Source organism: Nonomuraea sp. MG754425, assembly GCF_021699195.1.
Classification (GTDB): Bacteria; Actinomycetota; Actinomycetes; order Streptosporangiales; family Streptosporangiaceae; genus Nonomuraea.
Map to the genome: position 1 here is coordinate 1 of NZ_SSXE01000225.1, position 14,650 is coordinate 14,650.

The window sequence follows — 14,650 nt, forward strand, 5'->3', positions numbered from 1 at the left end:
GGGCGGGTGGGACGTGATCGTGCTGGAGCGCGCCCCCGAGATCGAGCCCGTCGGCGCGGGGCTGGCGATCGCGGCCAACGCGCTCAAGGCGCTCGACGTCCTCGGCGTCGGTGACCGGATCCGCGACTTGGCCACCGCGGAGGGGCCGCTCGGGCTGCGCCGGGCCGACGGCAGGTGGCTGACCCACACCACGGAGGACGTCGCGGACGCCAAGTACGGCGACTCCGTGGTGATCACGTTGCGAGCCACCCTGATGGAGGTGCTCCTGGACGCGCTCGGACGGGAGCACCTGCGCCTGGGCACATCCGTCTCCGAGGTGGACGCCGGCACGGGCCTCGTCCGGACCGGCTCCGGCGACCTGGAAGCCGACCTCGTCGTGGGGGCCGACGGCATCCACTCGCTCACCAGGCGCGCCCTCTTCCCCGGGCACCCGGGCCCCGTGTACTCGGGCGTGACGGCCTGGCGCGGCCTCATCCCGCGCGGCGAACTGACGATCCCGCGCTCCGAGAGCTGGGGCCGGGGCACCGTGTTCGGCATCCACCTGCTGGCCGGCGACGTCGTCTACGTCTACGCCACCGACGTGCTGCCCGCCGGGACGGTGTACGCGGACGAACGGGCGGAACTGCTGCGCAGGTTCGGCGACTGGCACGACCCGATCCCGGACGTGCTCCGCGCGGCCGACCCCGCGCACATCATCCGCAACGACGTCTACCACCACGCCGAACCGCTTCCCGCCTTCCACCGTGGCAAGGTCGCCCTGGTCGGCGACGCGGCCCACGCGATGACGCCCAACCTGGGGCAGGGAGCCTGCCAGGCCATCGAGGACGCCGTGGTGCTGGCCCACCTGGTCGGCCCCGAGCCGACCGGCGACCTGGCCGGGCGCCTGACCGCCTACAGCGCGGCGCGCATGGACCGGACCGCGAAGATCGTACGGCGGTCGTGGACGCTGTGCCGCATGACCAAGCTGCGCAACCCGCTGGCGGTGCGCCTGCGCGACCTCGGCCTGTCGGCCGCCGCCCGGCTCAGCCCGGACCTGATGTTGCGGTCGATGGACGAGATGCTGGGCTGGCGCCCACCGGCCGCCGGCCGAGCGTTGAACCACCGGCAGGTGGGGTGAAAGAGCCTCGGCTCCACGGAGCGCGTTCTTCGCAGACCAAGAAATGTCCGAAGACGGTGTTGGATTTTCCCTGTTCGCCGGTCCACGTTATGCGGAGCTTCCTGAGGGCAGTCGAAACCCATGGCTACTTTGCTCTGGATCATCGCGGTCATTCTCGTCATCTCCGGGATCTACGTGATCCTGGCGCGGCGCGACCTGCTCTGGGGGATCGTCCTCATCGTGCTCGGCTTCCTGGTCGGGCCGGGCGGGGTCAGCATCTTCAATGTCTAGCGGGCGATATTCGCAATCACCCGGACGTCCCCTGACCACCGATCACCGCTGGACCGATCCCCGAGAACGGTCCAGCGGTTCCTCCGTTTTTGCTGAAATATCGTCGGTGTGACTCCTTATTCCGTGCCCGCAGGGCATGAGGAGCGTGTGAGCAGTAAATTCCCGCCGTTCGGCCGCTACGAGACGGGCGCCACTTCGGCACGGGTCCGGGAACTGCTCCTTCGGCTGCGCCTCCACATGCGTGACGAGGCCATCCTCGACGAGGCCACCGCCCGGCTGGCGACCAAACTGAACATCCGCCCCGGCGAGGCCGCCGAGCAGCTCGCCAGGATGGCGCAGCAGAGCGGGCTGGGGCTGGTGGAGGTGGCCAGGGGTGTGGAACGTCCCCCTGACGAGCCCAGAACGCCGCTCGACGTGCCCGTGTGGGTGCCCGGCATGCTGGAGGCGGTGCAACGCCTCGGCGCTCTACCTCACCCCCGTCCGGGATCCCACGGGCCGGGTCGTGGACTTCCTCATCCTCGCCACCGACCGGCACGCCGAGACGCTGGCCGGGAGCACCGCCGCCGACATGGCGGGACGGCGGCTCATGTCGGTCAGCCCCGGGGTGGCGAGTTCGGGGCTGCTCGACGACTACATCGACGTCTACGAGAGCGGCGAGCCCATTCACCGGGAGCCGCTGGAGTTCGTCGAGGTGCTGGACTACCTGCGCTGGCCGGCCACGCTGAGCGTGCGGGCGGCCAAGGTGGGTGACGGGCTGCTGGTGAGCTGGCGTCCCCTGGACGCCGCCGAGCTGCTCGTCGCCGGCTGGGAACGCGCCCAGCGGCTGGCCGAACTGGGCTGGGGCGAGTGGAACCTGGACACGGAGCGCACGCTGTGGACGCCCCAGATGTTCGAGATGTTCGGCCGCGACCGCGAGGAGGGGCCGCTGCCGCTGGAGGACCTGCCGTCCGTGGTGGTGCCGGAGGACCTGCCGATCGTCGAGGACCAGATGCGCTCGCTGCTGGAGCACCGGGAGGCGGTCGAGACCGAGTACCGGATCCAGCACCGGCACGGGGTGCGGCATCTGTCCGTGTTCAGCGAGCCGCAGCTCGACACCGACGGCGTGCCGGTCAAGGTGCGTTTCCTGGCCCAGGACGTGACGAGGAACCGGCGCAGGGAACGCACCCTGGCCGTCGCGTACGAGCAGGCGCACCTGCAGCGCGAGCGGGCCGAGGAGGAGCACCGGGTCGCCGTCCAGCTCCAGAACACGATCCTGCCGGTCCGCCGGGGCCTCGTCCACCTGCCGGGGATGACCGTCGGCGTGCGCTACCTGCCCGGCGAGGAGCTCGTCCGCCTGGGCGGCGACTGGTTCAAGGCCCGGCTCATCCCCGACGGCAGGGTGCTGCTCGCCATCGGCGACGCGATGGGGCACGGGCTGACCGCCGCCGGCATCATGTTGCAGATGCGCTCGGGGCTGGCCGGCCTGGCCTACACGCAGGCGCCCGCCAGTCAGCTCGCCACCTGGCTGAACGACCTCATCGTGCACTCCAACGAGGGCGTCACCGTGACCGGCACCGCCGTCATCGGCCACTTCGACCCGGAGGACCGCACCTTCCGCTGGACGAACGCCGGCCACCCCGCCCCCTTGCTGGTCAGGGACGGCCAGGTCGAGCTGATGGAGTGCCCGCAGGGGATGATGCTCGGGGCGTTCGACGCGACCGAGTACCGGATGACGACCACCCAGCTCCAGCCCGGCGACGTGGTGCTGCTCTACACCGACGGGGTCATCGAGCGGCGCGGGCAGGACCTGGACATCGGCCTGAACGCGCTGATCCAGGCCGCGCGGTTCTGCGTCGGCGAGGACCCGGAGGAGATGATCGCCTGCGTCCTGAGGCGGCTGGTCGGCAAGGCGGCCGAGGACGACGTGTGCATGATCGCCGCCCGGGTGCTCTAGACAAGGGGCCGTGACCTGGGTGTTCCGCTCCTGAATGGAACACGGTGACACGTCGGCAGCGCCGTATGTACCGTCCGGCTTGACGAACCGGCCTGGTCGGCGTGGCCGCACCGGCAGCGCGCCCGCACACACCGCCGAGCCTTTCTCCGCCGGGCGACACGACGGGCTGAGGACTCACTGATGACGACACGGCAGACCGCCTTTCCGGCCCCGCCGCGAGCGGGCGTCCCAGCCGATGGGTGACACCCGGTCGATGACCCTGCTCATGCGCTGGTCGCGGCTGTTCGCGCCCCCGGTGTTCCTGCTCGTTCCCGTCGTGCTGGCCGCCCGCCTCACGTTGCCGCCGGCCGCGGGAGACGCGGCCGTGCTCGTCAACGGTCAGCTCAGCGTGGCCGTGGGACGGCCGCCGGCGTCGTACGTCGTCTGGTCGGTGGCCGTCGTGGCACTGGCCGCGGCGGCGGGTGCGCTCGCGCTGGTCTCCGGCCTGTACCTCTCGGCAGGGCGGTTCGACGGCCGGGTCGCGGCGGCTATCCGCGAGGCCGTGCGACGCTCGGGAGCGTTGCCGGGCCTGGCGGCGCTCGTCGCGCTTCGCCTGCTGCCGCACGCGCTGGTCGTGGCGCTGTCGGCCGTCGCCGCCCAGTGGACCGGCCGGCGCTGGATCGTGGTCGCCACCGTGGCCGCCGTGGTGACGATCGCGCTGCGGCTACGGACAGGGCCGGCACGGTATCGGCGGAACTACGCTGACCTGCGCGGACACGACCTGCGCCAGTCCGTCGCTCGACTGGGTGCGCCCTTACCCGTTCACCGGCACCCCGCTCTCCGCCACGACCCTGCCGGACGGCAGCGTCGTGCACGCGGGCCGGCAGGACGGGGCCGAGGCCACGCTGCACCTGATCCGCTGCGTGCCGGGAGAGCCGTGCACGCCGTCGCCCGGGCCGATCGCCCGGAGCGCGACGACGGGCGCGGTGCAGGATCTCGCGCTGGCCGGTGACGCCGGCGGCGGCGTCCTGATCGCCACCGCCGTGCGGAAGGACGACCCGGGCACCGGCACCGTGCGCAATCGCGACGAGGACAGCGTCACCGAGCTGTCGCTGACGTCGTGTGACGACTGGCGGTGTGCGCGGCCCCGGACCGTGTCGCCGGCGGCGCGGCTGCCGTACCACAGGACCGGTTCCGATGTTCAGGGCAGGCTGGCCGTGGCCGTCGCCCCGCCGGATCGTCCCGTCGTGGCCTGGCTCGAACCCGCCTCCGCGACGCTGCGCGTGCTCGTCTGCGACACCGCCGGCTGCCTCCGGCCGAAGCTGACCGGCCACCCGCTGCCCGCGGACTTCATCGGCGACGACGCCGTCGCGGTGGGCGCTGTCGCCGTCGCCGTGCCTCCTGACGGCCGTCCGGTCATCGCCTACCAGGGCGGCACGGGCGACCTGCGCCTGCTGCGGTGCCGAACCTGGCGGTGCGACCGCCTCGACGCGATGGGCCTGGGCGCCGGCCTGCGCTCCCCCAGCGTCGCCACACTGGTTCTGGACGAGGGCTTCCGCTCGCGGAGACCGGCGGTTCCCCGTTCGCCACGGCTGCTCGTGGACGAGTCCGGCCGGATCGTCCTGGCGGCCTATGACGAAGGGCGGCGTGCTCTGGTGCTGGCGATCTGCGGCGGCCAGGTCTGCGACCGCACCCCGATCGCACGGGTGGAGGGGAGGGGCGGCCCGCTCGCGATGGCCCTCGATCGGGCTGGGCGTCCGACGGTCGCCTGGGAGGAACATCTTGACGGCGAGGACTGGCGGCTGCGTCTCACGACCCTCGACGACCCGGCCGGCTGACGTGCCCCGGCACGGGGCCGGAGGCGACCGGCCGCGCTAGGCGGGGTGGATCCCGAGTTCTTCGGGCCAGTCGAGGCAGTACACGGCGTACGCCCTGCCGAGTACGGGCAGCGCCACGTTGCGTACCCGGATGCCGCCGGGTGTCATCCCCTTCTCGGTGCCCTTGTGCGCGTGCCCGTGGAGGATGAGGTCGGCGCCGGCCGTGTCCACCGCCTCGGCCAGCAGGTAGCTGCCGAGGAAGGGGTAGATCTCGTGCGGCTCGCCCTCCAGCGTCTCCTTGATCGGCGAGTAGTGGGACAGCACCACGCGGTGGTCGGCCACGATCTCCTTCAGCGCCACCTTCCAGGACTCGGCGATGAAGCGCGTGTGGGAGACGAAGTTCTTGATCTCGCGCTCGCCGAACTCGCTGGCGCACTTGCCCGCGTACCCGCCGCCGAAGCCCTTTCCGCCGACGACGCCGAGCTTCTTGTCGCCGCACTGGACGACGACGCCGTCGTCGTTGAGCACGACGACCCCGGCGTCACGCAGTTCGCTGGCGATCTCGTACTGCAGGTCGGAGTGGTAGTCGTGGTTGCCGAGCACCGCGACGACGGGGATCGGCAGGCCGCGCAGCTCGTCGGCGACCGCGCGGCCCTCCTCCAGCGTGCCGTGTCTGGTGAGATCTCCGGCCAGCATGAACACGTCCGCGCGGTTCTCGATGCCGTCGAGTTTGCTCCGGTACCGGCCTCTGTCGTCCGTGCTGAGGTGGATGTCGCCGACGGCGGCTATCCGCAGGTCAGTCAAGGTGCTCATCCTCCCCTGGCGCGGTCGCCTCGACGACTTTGATCTCGTTGTGGACGTGGAGCTCGGGCGCGGCCTCGTGCGCCACCTCGCCGAGCCGCCGGCGCTGCTCGGCGTCGCTCACCTGGCCGCGCAGGAAGAGCTGGTCGCCTCTGATGTCGACGCGAATTCCGAGCTCGTGGGTGCGTCCGTCCTCGGCCAGCGCCTGCTGGACACGGGCCGCGACGTACTGCGGAGCTTCCATCGCTCGCCTCCTTCTTTGTCGCCGCATGCCCAGACATGAACCGCTCAAACGGTACGAATTACCTCAATCGCCGCTTCCGGCGCCCCGGCTCCGCCGACACGGTGATCTTCCCTCCGGCGCGCGGCGGAGCTTCCCCCGGCGTTAGGCGGCAAACCGTACGGGCAGGTGAACGGCATGTCTGACAACGGGAAGTGGCACGAGGAACGGGACCAGAGAGGTCATGCCATGGTGCCCGCCACACCGCGCGACGTGGTGCACGTCAGGGTGGGGTCGTTCATCCTGATGTTCCTGTTCGCGTTCGCGGTGCTGGGCCTCCTCACGGGGGCGCCGGTTCTGACGGGCATCGCCATCGTGCTGGCCATCGTCACGGCGATCGACATGGCGCTGGCCGTACGGAGGCAAAGGCGGCGTGGAGACGGAGAGGCGGGCTGATCGCGTCATGACGTCGCTTCGGGGACAGGTTGTCGTGGTGACGGGCGCGAGCGGCGGCGTCGGCCGCGCGGTCGCCCGTGAGCTGGGCGCGCGGGGGGCCATGGTGGCGTTGATCGCCCGGGGCGCGGCGGGCCTCGGGGCGGCGGCCGTGGACGTCGGGGTCGAGGGCGGCACGGGCCAGGTGTACGAGGCCGACGTGTCCGACTACGCCCAGGTACGGGCGGCGGCCGACCGCATCGAGCGGGAGGTGGGCCCGATCTCCGTATGGATAAACACCGCTTTTTCCACAGTTTTCGCCAAATTTGTTGATATCTCGCCGGAGGAGTACGAGCGCACCACCGCGGTGACCTACCTGGGCTACGTCTGGGGCACGAAGGTCGCCCTCGACCTGATGCGCCCGCGCGGCGCCGGCACCATCGTCCAGACGGGTTCGGCGCTGTCGCAGCGCGGCATCCCGCTGCAGTCCGCCTACTGCGGGGCCAAGCACGCCATCAAGGGCTTCACGGAGTCGGTGCGCACGGAGCTGCTGGCCGAGCAGAGCGACATCCACCTCACCCTCGTCCAGCTCCCGGCGGTCAACACCCCGCAGTTCGACTGGGTGCTGTCCAAGCTGCGCCGGCATCCGCAGCCCGTCCCGCCGATCTACCAGCCGGAGGTGGCCGCCCGCGCGATCGTGTACGCCGCCGAGCACCCCGAGCGCAAGGAGTACTGGGTCGGCACCAGCACCGTCGCCGCCCTGCTCGCCCAGCGCGTGGCCCCGGCCCTGGTGGACCGGTACGTCGCCCGCACGGGCGCGCGCTCCCAGCAGACGGACGACAAGGCGCCCACCGGGGTGGCGAACCTGTGGGAGCCCGCCGACTCCGAGACCGACTACGGGGCGCACGGGCCGTTCGACGCGCGCTCGCACGGGCACAGCCCGCAGCTCTGGCTCGCGCAGCACCGGCGTCCGGTGCTGCTCACGCTGGCGGGCGGAGCCGCCGCCGCGGCGACGGCCGCCGTGTTGCGCGTCCGGCGCGCCTGAACAGTGCTGCGCGTCCGGCGCGCCCGAACAGTGCTGCGCGTCCGGCGCGCCTGAACGGTGTTGCGCGTCCGGCGCGCCTGAACACCGCCGTTCCGGGGTGGCGACGGGCCGGCGAACGCACGGCCGTGGACAGCGCCGGCTCCAGCGGCCGAGGCCGGCGTCCGGCTCGCCGGACGCCGACTTAAGCGCGTGCGCCGGGGTAGACGGGGCTGAACCATCTCGAGGGAGGCCCTGATGCCCGAACGCGATCTCCAGTACCTGACCGAGCTGGCGGCGCAGTTGCGCGTCGACTCCGTACGCGCCGCCGCGCGGGCCGGCTCCGGTCACCCGACCTCGTCCATGTCCGCGGCCGACCTCATGGCCGTGCTGTTCGCCTGCCACCTGCGCTACGACTTCGAGCACCCCGGCAACCCGGCCAACGACCATCTGATCTTCTCCAAGGGGCACGCCTCTCCCCTGCTCTACTCGCTCTACAAGGCGGCCGGTGTGCTCAGCGACGAGGAGCTGCTGTCGTTCCGGCAGCGCGGCAGCCGCCTGGAGGGGCATCCCACGCCCCGGCTGCCCTGGGTGGACGTGGCCACCGGCTCACTCGGGCAGGGCCTGCCCGTGGGGGTGGGGGTGGCGATGGCCGGGCGGCTGGAGCGGCTGCCGTACCGGGTGTGGGTGCTGTGCGGCGACAGCGAGCTGGCCGAGGGGTCCATCTGGGAGGCCGCCGAGCACGCCGGGAGCGAGGGGCTGGCCAACCTCACGGCGATCGTGGACGTGAACCGGCTCGGGCAGCGCGGCCCCACCAGGCACGGCTGGGACACGGGGGCGTACGCGCGCAGGTTCGGGGCGTTCGGGTGGCACACCATCGAGATCGACGGGCACGACCCCGGGCAGATCGACTTCGCCCTCGGCGACGCCCGCAACACGCGGCGGCGGCCGACCGCGATCCTGGCCAAGACCCGCAAGGGCGAGGGGGTCCACGAGGTCGAGAACCGCGAGGGCGCCCACGGCAAGGCGCTGAAGCACCCGGACCAGGCCGTGGACGAGCTGGGCGGCCCCAGGGACGTACGCATCGAGGTAAGCAGGCCCGACGCGGACGCCGCGCCGTTCCGGTTCGCGGGCAACGGGGCGAAGCCGCCCGCGTACCGGGTGGGCGAGCGGGTCGCGACGCGGACCGCGTACGGGGCGGCGCTGGCGGCGCTCGGCTCCGCGCGCGGCGACGTGGTGGCGCTGGACGGCGAGGTGGCCGACTCCACCAGGACCGAGGAGTTCGGCAAGGAGCATCCCGAACGCTTCTTCGAGATGTACATCGCCGAGCAGCAGCTCGTCGCGGCGGCCGTCGGGCTGCAGGTGCGGGGCTGGAAGCCGTACGCGGCCACGTTCGCGGCGTTCCTGACCAGGGCGCACGACTTCATCAGGATGGCGGGCGTGAGCCGGGCGGACATCCGGCTGGTCGGCTCGCACGCGGGCGTGGCGATCGGCGAGGACGGGCCCTCCCAGATGGGCCTGGAGGACCTGGCCATGATGCGGACCGTGCACGGCAGCACCGTCCTGTACCCGTGCGACGCCAACCAGACGGCGGCGCTGACCGCCGAGATGGCGGACCTGGACGGCGTGTCGTACCTGCGGACCACCCGGGGCGACACGCCGGTCATCTACCCGCCGGGCGAGCGCTTTCCGGTGGGCGGGTCGCGGGTGCTGCGGCACACGCCCGGCGACCGGGCCACGATCGTGGCCGCGGGCGTCACCGTGCACGAGGCGCTGGCGGCGGCCGACCAGCTCAAGGAGCAGGGCGTCCCCGTGGGGGTGATCGACCTGTACTCCATCAAGCCCGTGGACACTGCGGCGCTGGTCGAGGCGGCGACCACCACCGGCAACCTGATCACGGTCGAGGACCACCGGATCGAGGGCGGCCTGGGCGACGCCGTGATGGACGCGGTGAGCGAGCTGGGCCCCCGGGTGGTGAAGCTGGCCGTGACCGATCTGCCGGGCTCCGCGACGCCGGAGGAGCAGCTCGCCGACGCCCGCATCGACCGTCACGCCATCGCCGACGCCGTCAAACGGCTCCTCTGAGCGGCTCCCGCGGGCGGGGGCCGCGCCTGGCGGCATGAGTGAGGGCCGGCGATCGTGGCGATCGGCGGCCCCCTGGTCGGTTCTTCTTTATGGATGTCGGCCGGGTGCCGGCCACCGGTTCCGGTGGCGCGGCCCGTCGGGTCAGCGGGATTTCGCTTTGGAACCCTTGGACGACTTGGACGATTTGGACGACTTGTGCATCTTCGATGCCTTGATCGCCTTGTTGGAGAGCTTCGACGACTTCGACGACTTCAGCGACTTCGAAGCCTTGGCAGGCTTGGCAGTCTTCGAAATCTTCGAAATCTTGGAAGTCGTCTTGAGCCCCGGTTTGGCAGTCGCCTTGGCAACCGACTTCTTCTTGGGCGTGGACGCCTTGAGCGCCGACGTCCTGGAACCGGTCGCCTTGAGCCCGGTGCTCCTCGAACCGGACCTGAGAGCCGACGTCCTGGAACCGGACGCCCTGAGCGTGGTCGTCCTGGAACCGGACGACCTGAGCCCTGAGGTCCTCGAACCGGACGTCCTGGCCGTGGTCGACCTGGTCCCGGTCGACCTGGTCCCGGTCGACCTGGTCCCGGTCGACCTGGTCCCGGTCGACCGGGCAGCAGCCGACCTGGCCGCAGTCGTCCTGGAACCGGACGTCTTCTTGGGCGTGGACGCCTTCTTGGGCATCGACGCCTTCTTGGCCGTGGACGTCTTCTTGGCCCCGGACGCCATCTTGGCGGTCGTCCTCGTGCCCGACTTCGTCGCCGAGGCGGCGCGGGTGCCGGTCTTCGTCCTGGTCGTGGTGGTCCCGGACTTCATGCCGGGCTTCATGCCGGCCTTCGTCCCGGACTTCATGCCGGTCTTGGTGCCGGTGCCGGCCTTGGTGCTGGGGCGCGACGGCGCCGTGGCCTTCCGGCTGGCCTTCCTGATGGCGCTCACCAGTTCCAGCTTGGTCATCTTGGACCGGCCGACCACGTCGAGCTTCGCGGCGACCTTCTGCAGGTGCTCCTTGCTGGCGTTGGCGTTCACCCCCTCGGTGGTCCCGATCGAGCGGCCGGTGGTGGTGGCCCGCTTCGTGGTCCCCATCGCGCGACCGGTGGCGGTGGCGCGCTTGGTGGAAGGGGCCTTGCCGTTCTTCGGCTCCCAGTGGTCGCCGACCTTCTCGAAGGAGTTCTTGAGCGCGGCGAACGCGGTCATGTGAGCGCGCCGCCCCTCGCCGTACTCCTTGACGGCGGAGTCGTGGGCCTTGATCCACATGTTCTGCGCCCTCTTGGGCGAACGCTTGATGGTCGACGGCAGCACTTCAACAGCTGGCATGTCGATTCACCTTCCTACAGCGGTGGTTCGTTGTAGTGGTGACGCTCCTCGTACACGGTGGTCCTACGAGCTTCGGGCCCCTCGTGGATCTCGCGCCGATGCGCCGGCTCGCCGATCGTGCCGACCGCGCGCCGGGTGACGCTGATCCGGTATATGCCGAACAGGAGCCCGACCAGGCCGCCGAGCATGAGGATGACGCCCACTACGTTGATGTCGAGGCCGGCGAGGTCCAACTCGACGGCCCAGGTGAGGATCGCACCGAGCATGATGAGGATGATGCTTCCGGCGATTGTCATCAGATTTACCTCCTTGACACGAAGGAACCTCTATCCACATGTCGAAAAACAAACCAGTCGTGATGATCGGGCTCATGGGCTCGGGCAAGACGACCTCCGGCCGCCTGGTCGCCGAGGCGCTCGGGTTGCCGTTCTCCGACAGCGACCAGTACCTCCTGGAACGGCACGGAGCCACCTCCGCGCCGATCGCCGCCCGCGAGGGCAAGGAGACGCTGCACCGGTACGAGGCCGAGCACGTGCTGGCGGAACTGGCGGGCGAACCCAAGGTGGTCGCCGCCGCGGCCAGCACCCTGGAGAACCCCCAGGTGCGCGCCGCGATGCGCGCGGCGTTCGTGGTCTGGGTGGACGCCGACGACGAGGTGCTGGCCGAGCGCATGCGCACCAGCAAGCACCGTCCCGACTACGACCCGGCGGCCATGCGGGCCCGCCGCGAGGCGTTCTTCCACGACGTGTCCGACGTGGTGTGCGACGTCGGCGTGCTCACCCCCGAGCAGGTGCGCGACACGGTGCTGCGGAAAATGGGATTGCCCGTCGCCGACCACGACTGATAGCCAAAAGGGATGTTCGCCGAGAAACCCACGTTGAAGGGCACCCGCGTGACGCTGTGCCCGGTCGGCCCCGAGCAGGTCGAGGGTCTGTTCGAGCTGGTCTCCGACCCGGAGGTGAAACGGCTGACGGGCTCGCACGGCGAGGTGTCCCACGAGCACCTGCACCAGTGGTACGCCACCCGGGCCGACCACTCCGACCGGCTCGACCTGGCGATCATGGCGGACGACGAGTACGTCGGCGAGATCGTGCTCAACCAGCTCGACGCCGCCAACCTCTCCTGCAACCTGCGCATCGCGCTGATCGGCGCCCGCGCCTTCGGCAGGGGTTACGGCACCGAGGCCATCGAGCTGGTCCTCGCCCACGCGTTCACCGCCACCCCGCTGCACCGGATCAGGCTGGGCGTCTACACGTTCAACGAGCGCGCACGGCACGTCTACAAGAAGCTCGGCTTCGTCGAGGAGGGCGTCGAGCGCGATTCACTCCGGTGGGACGGCGAATGGCACGACGCCGTGCTCATGGCCGTCCTGCGGCCGGAGTGGCAGGCCAGATCCCGGAGCCTGGCATAATGATCATGACGCATGGGTCCCCCGAGGCGCGCGGGGGACCTGTGACGTCCTTCCGGACAACCAATGGGCGGTGTCGTGCATCTAAGCATCAGTGACGATGCGCTTGGTGCCCGGTGACCCCGAGAGGCTTGGCGGCTATTGGCTGTCGGCCAGGCTCGGCGCGGGCGGGCGGGGCGTCGTCTACGACGCGTATGACGACGAGGGGCACAGGTTCGCGGTCACGGTGCCGCGCGGAGAGGTCGGCCGCCGCTACGAGCGGGTGACCTGCCGCCATCTGGCGGAGGTGGTCGCCGTCGGGTCCGACGCGGGCATCCCCTTCGTGGTCACCGAGTACGTGCACGGTCCCGACCTGCGCCAGGCCGTCGAGCTGCGCGGGCCGTACGAGGGTGACGAGCTGGTCGCGCTGGCGGGCGCGCTGGCGCAGGCGCTGCGGGCACTGCACGAGGCCGGGCTGACCCACCGGGGGCTGAACCCGGAGAGCGTGCTGCTGGCCGGCGACGGCCCCAAGGTGATCGAGCTGGGCGTGCCCGCCGCCGGGCCGCCGGCGGGCACGTACACCTACCAGGCGCCCGAGGTCCTCACCGGCCAGGAGGCCGGCGCGGCGGCGGACGTGTTCGCCTGGGGCGCGGTGGTGCTGTTCGCGGCGACCGGGCGCGACCCGTTCCACGGGGAGAGCCTCGGCGGCGTCATGCACCGGCTGCTGACCGTCGATCCCGACCTGAGCCACCTGCCCGTCCCGCTGCGCGAGCCGGTGGGGCGGGCGCTGGCCAAGGACCCCGCCGACCGGCCCGCGGCGGCCGAACTGCCGGTGGAGTGCGGCGGCGAGCTGCGACCGCCGCCCTCGTACGCGCCGGCGCGGTCGCTGGGCGAACTGGCCGAGGAGGTCTACGCCGCACTCACCCCCGCCCAGCAGCAGGAGGTGCCCGGCCTGCTGCTGCGCCTGCTCGACGGCGACACCCCGCACGACGAGGGCGACGTGCTGCGTCCGCTCATGGAGGCCGGCCTGCTGGTGCGCCGCAGCGTACGCGTGCCGGCCGTCGAGACCACCGTGGGCAAGCTGGTGGCCGTCAGCGACGACCGGGTGGTCCCGGCCAGCGCCGCGCTCTACCGGGCCTGGCCCCGGCTGCGCGGCTGGGTGGCCGACGAGCGCGACGGCATGGCGGTGCACCGCCGCATCCGCGAGGCCGCCAGGCACTGGTCGGAGCACCGGCGCGGGCGCGGTCACCTGCTGCGCGGGCCGGAGCTCGACACGGCGCTCGGCTGGGCCGCGACGAAACGCCGCCACGTACGGCTCAACCAGCTCGAACGCGACTTCGTCAACGACAGCGTGACCATGTCCAAGCAGCGCAGGAAGCTGCTGGTGCCCTTGCTGGCGACGATCGCCGCGGTGCTCGCGGTGGCGGTGACGATGACCGTCGTCTCCGTGCACGGCCAGAACGACCTGCGTCGGCGCCTCGTCGAGGCCGACGCCCGCGCCGTGGCCGCCAGGGCCGAGGCGCTGCGCACGTCCGACCCGCGCACGGCGATGCGGCTGAGCGTGGCCGCCTGGCGGCTGTCGCCGGTCTTCGAGGCGCGGGCGGCGCTGCAGGAGTCGCTGGTGCAGCCGGAGCTGGCCGTGTTCACCGACCCCGGGGCCGACGCCCGCGTGCGCTACCTGCTGCGCGGCGACGAGCTGGTCCGGTGGGACACCGGCGCGCTGTCCGTCTGGGACGTGGCCGGCGGGCGGCGGGTGGCGTCGTACGCGCTGCCCGCCGGGAGCGCCGCGCTGAGCGAGGACGGCCGGTACGCCGAGGGAGCCGACGGCCGTCCCTTCGACGTGGCCACCGGGCGAGCGCCGGACGCCGCCGTGTACGCGATCAGCAAGGGCAACCGCACGCGCGTCTACCGGGGCGGGCAGGTGCTGTTCGACGTGACGGACCGGAAGGTCGCGCTCTCCCCCGACGGCACCCGGGCGGCCCTGTCGCGGCTGAACGGCCGGGTGGAGGTGTGGGACCTGGCGCCGCGCCGGGTGCGTACGGCGGTGATCGAGGTCGAGCCGCTCACCGGCGCCGACTCCGCGGCCCCGGCGTTGGCCTTCAGCCCCGACGGGCGCACGCTGGCGGTGGCGGGGCGCGACGGGGTCACCCTGGTGGGCGCGCGGCCCCGTACGGGGTCAGGGGAGCCGCCCGGCGCGGCCGTCGGGCAGGATTCCGGCACGCCCGGCGACGCGGCGGGCAGCCCGGCGCCGACAGCCGGCGACCCGGGCGTGCTCGCGCTCCCCATCCC

The 14,650-nt window shown here is 71.9% G+C and carries 15 protein-coding genes; 11 read left to right on the forward strand and 4 right to left on the reverse strand.

From position 1 onward, the window contains the following. The 5 genes from FAF44_RS45825 to FAF44_RS45845 all read left to right on the forward strand — a co-directional run. The coding region (locus FAF44_RS45825) for an FAD-dependent monooxygenase (protein ID WP_237109740.1) at positions 1 to 1,117 on the forward strand (1,117 nt) is incomplete at its 5' end. A 120-nt stretch (positions 1,118 to 1,237) separates the two neighbouring features. Beyond that, complete coding sequence (locus FAF44_RS45830) at positions 1,238 to 1,387, forward strand: GPGG-motif small membrane protein (protein WP_165959640.1); 150 nt, start codon at positions 1,238 to 1,240, stop codon at positions 1,385 to 1,387. Between the two features lie 502 nt (positions 1,388 to 1,889). After that, positions 1,890 to 3,320, forward strand: coding sequence for a PP2C family protein-serine/threonine phosphatase (locus FAF44_RS45835; RefSeq protein WP_237109741.1), 1,431 nt, complete (start codon positions 1,890 to 1,892; stop codon positions 3,318 to 3,320). Between the two features lie 235 nt (positions 3,321 to 3,555). Continuing rightward, positions 3,556 to 4,311: a hypothetical protein gene (locus tag FAF44_RS45840; protein WP_237109742.1), complete on the forward strand. Its 756-nt coding sequence runs from the start codon at positions 3,556 to 3,558 to the stop codon at positions 4,309 to 4,311. After that, positions 4,286 to 5,137 (forward strand): hypothetical protein, encoded by an 852-nt coding sequence (locus FAF44_RS45845; protein ID WP_237109743.1) that lies wholly within the window; start codon positions 4,286 to 4,288, stop codon positions 5,135 to 5,137. Before FAF44_RS45840 ends, FAF44_RS45845 begins: the two co-directional genes overlap by 26 nt. A gap of 36 nt (positions 5,138 to 5,173) precedes the next feature. On the opposite strand, the gene FAF44_RS45850 is transcribed toward FAF44_RS45845, so the two are convergent. Together FAF44_RS45850 and FAF44_RS45855 are read right to left on the reverse strand one after the other, a co-directional pair. Next, a complete protein-coding gene (locus FAF44_RS45850) occupies positions 5,174 to 5,920 on the reverse strand; it encodes a metallophosphoesterase (RefSeq protein ID WP_237109744.1) in 747 nt (248 codons plus the stop codon). After that, positions 5,913 to 6,161 carry a BON domain-containing protein gene (locus tag FAF44_RS45855; RefSeq protein WP_237109745.1) on the reverse strand — a complete coding sequence of 83 codons (249 nt, stop codon included), beginning with the start codon at positions 6,159 to 6,161 and terminating at the stop codon, positions 5,913 to 5,915. The genes FAF44_RS45850 and FAF44_RS45855 overlap by 8 nt, the downstream gene beginning before the upstream one ends. Positions 6,162 to 6,335: 174 nt before the next feature. Here FAF44_RS45855 and FAF44_RS45860 point away from each other — a divergent pair, with 174 nt between their 5' ends. The 3 genes from FAF44_RS45860 to FAF44_RS45870 all read left to right on the forward strand — a co-directional run bounded on the left by FAF44_RS45860 (position 6,336) and on the right by FAF44_RS45870 (position 9,675). Further along, positions 6,336 to 6,593, forward strand: a complete 258-nt coding sequence (locus tag FAF44_RS45860) for a hypothetical protein (protein ID WP_237109746.1) — start codon at positions 6,336 to 6,338, stop codon at positions 6,591 to 6,593. Between the two features lie 7 nt (positions 6,594 to 6,600). Next, the gene (locus FAF44_RS45865) at positions 6,601 to 7,614 is read left to right on the forward strand and encodes an SDR family oxidoreductase (RefSeq protein WP_272895940.1); all 1,014 of its coding nucleotides are present in this window, start codon (positions 6,601 to 6,603) and stop codon (positions 7,612 to 7,614) included. 234 nt (positions 7,615 to 7,848) lie between these two features. After that, positions 7,849 to 9,675 (forward strand): transketolase, encoded by a 1,827-nt coding sequence (locus FAF44_RS45870; RefSeq protein WP_237109747.1) that lies wholly within the window; start codon positions 7,849 to 7,851, stop codon positions 9,673 to 9,675. A 141-nt stretch (positions 9,676 to 9,816) separates the two neighbouring features. On the opposite strand, the gene FAF44_RS56175 is transcribed toward FAF44_RS45870, so the two are convergent. Together FAF44_RS56175 and FAF44_RS45880 are read right to left on the reverse strand one after the other, a co-directional pair. After that, a complete protein-coding gene (locus tag FAF44_RS56175; RefSeq protein WP_308193507.1) occupies positions 9,817 to 10,974 on the reverse strand; it encodes a ChaB family protein in 1,158 nt (385 codons plus the stop codon). Positions 10,975 to 10,988: 14 nt separating this feature from the next. Next, the gene (locus FAF44_RS45880) at positions 10,989 to 11,270 is read right to left on the reverse strand and encodes a hypothetical protein (protein ID WP_237109748.1); all 282 of its coding nucleotides are present in this window, start codon (positions 11,268 to 11,270) and stop codon (positions 10,989 to 10,991) included. A gap of 38 nt (positions 11,271 to 11,308) precedes the next feature. Here FAF44_RS45880 and FAF44_RS45885 point away from each other — a divergent pair, with 38 nt between their 5' ends. From FAF44_RS45885 to FAF44_RS45895, 3 genes are all read left to right on the forward strand, one after another. Next, positions 11,309 to 11,818, forward strand: coding sequence for a shikimate kinase (locus tag FAF44_RS45885; protein WP_237109749.1), 510 nt, complete (start codon positions 11,309 to 11,311; stop codon positions 11,816 to 11,818). 12 nt (positions 11,819 to 11,830) lie between these two features. After that, positions 11,831 to 12,385, forward strand: a complete 555-nt coding sequence (locus tag FAF44_RS45890) for a GNAT family N-acetyltransferase (protein ID WP_237109750.1) — start codon at positions 11,831 to 11,833, stop codon at positions 12,383 to 12,385. A 97-nt stretch (positions 12,386 to 12,482) separates the two neighbouring features. After that, positions 12,483 to 14,650 (forward strand): serine/threonine-protein kinase (locus FAF44_RS45895; RefSeq protein ID WP_237109752.1); only part of this gene is annotated, 2,168 nt, incomplete at its 3' end.

Excerpts from the sequence above, each read along its gene's own strand:
- FAF44_RS45830 (WP_165959640.1), top strand. The coding sequence starts at position 1,238 with ATGGCTACTTTGCTCTGGATCATCGCGGTCATTCTCGTCATCTCCGGG.
- FAF44_RS45840 (WP_237109742.1), top strand. The coding sequence starts at position 3,556 with ATGGGTGACACCCGGTCGATGACCCTGCTCATGCGCTGGTCGCGGCTG.
- FAF44_RS45855 (WP_237109745.1), bottom strand. The coding sequence starts at position 6,161 with ATGGAAGCTCCGCAGTACGTCGCGGCCCGTGTCCAGCAGGCGCTGGCC.
- FAF44_RS45860 (WP_237109746.1), top strand. The coding sequence starts at position 6,336 with ATGTCTGACAACGGGAAGTGGCACGAGGAACGGGACCAGAGAGGTCAT.
- FAF44_RS45865 (WP_272895940.1), top strand. The coding sequence starts at position 6,601 with ATGACGTCGCTTCGGGGACAGGTTGTCGTGGTGACGGGCGCGAGCGGC.
- FAF44_RS45870 (WP_237109747.1), top strand. The coding sequence starts at position 7,849 with ATGCCCGAACGCGATCTCCAGTACCTGACCGAGCTGGCGGCGCAGTTG.
- FAF44_RS56175 (WP_308193507.1), bottom strand. The coding sequence starts at position 10,974 with ATGCCAGCTGTTGAAGTGCTGCCGTCGACCATCAAGCGTTCGCCCAAG.
- FAF44_RS45880 (WP_237109748.1), bottom strand. The coding sequence starts at position 11,270 with ATGACAATCGCCGGAAGCATCATCCTCATCATGCTCGGTGCGATCCTC.
- FAF44_RS45885 (WP_237109749.1), top strand. The coding sequence starts at position 11,309 with ATGTCGAAAAACAAACCAGTCGTGATGATCGGGCTCATGGGCTCGGGC.
- FAF44_RS45890 (WP_237109750.1), top strand. The coding sequence starts at position 11,831 with ATGTTCGCCGAGAAACCCACGTTGAAGGGCACCCGCGTGACGCTGTGC.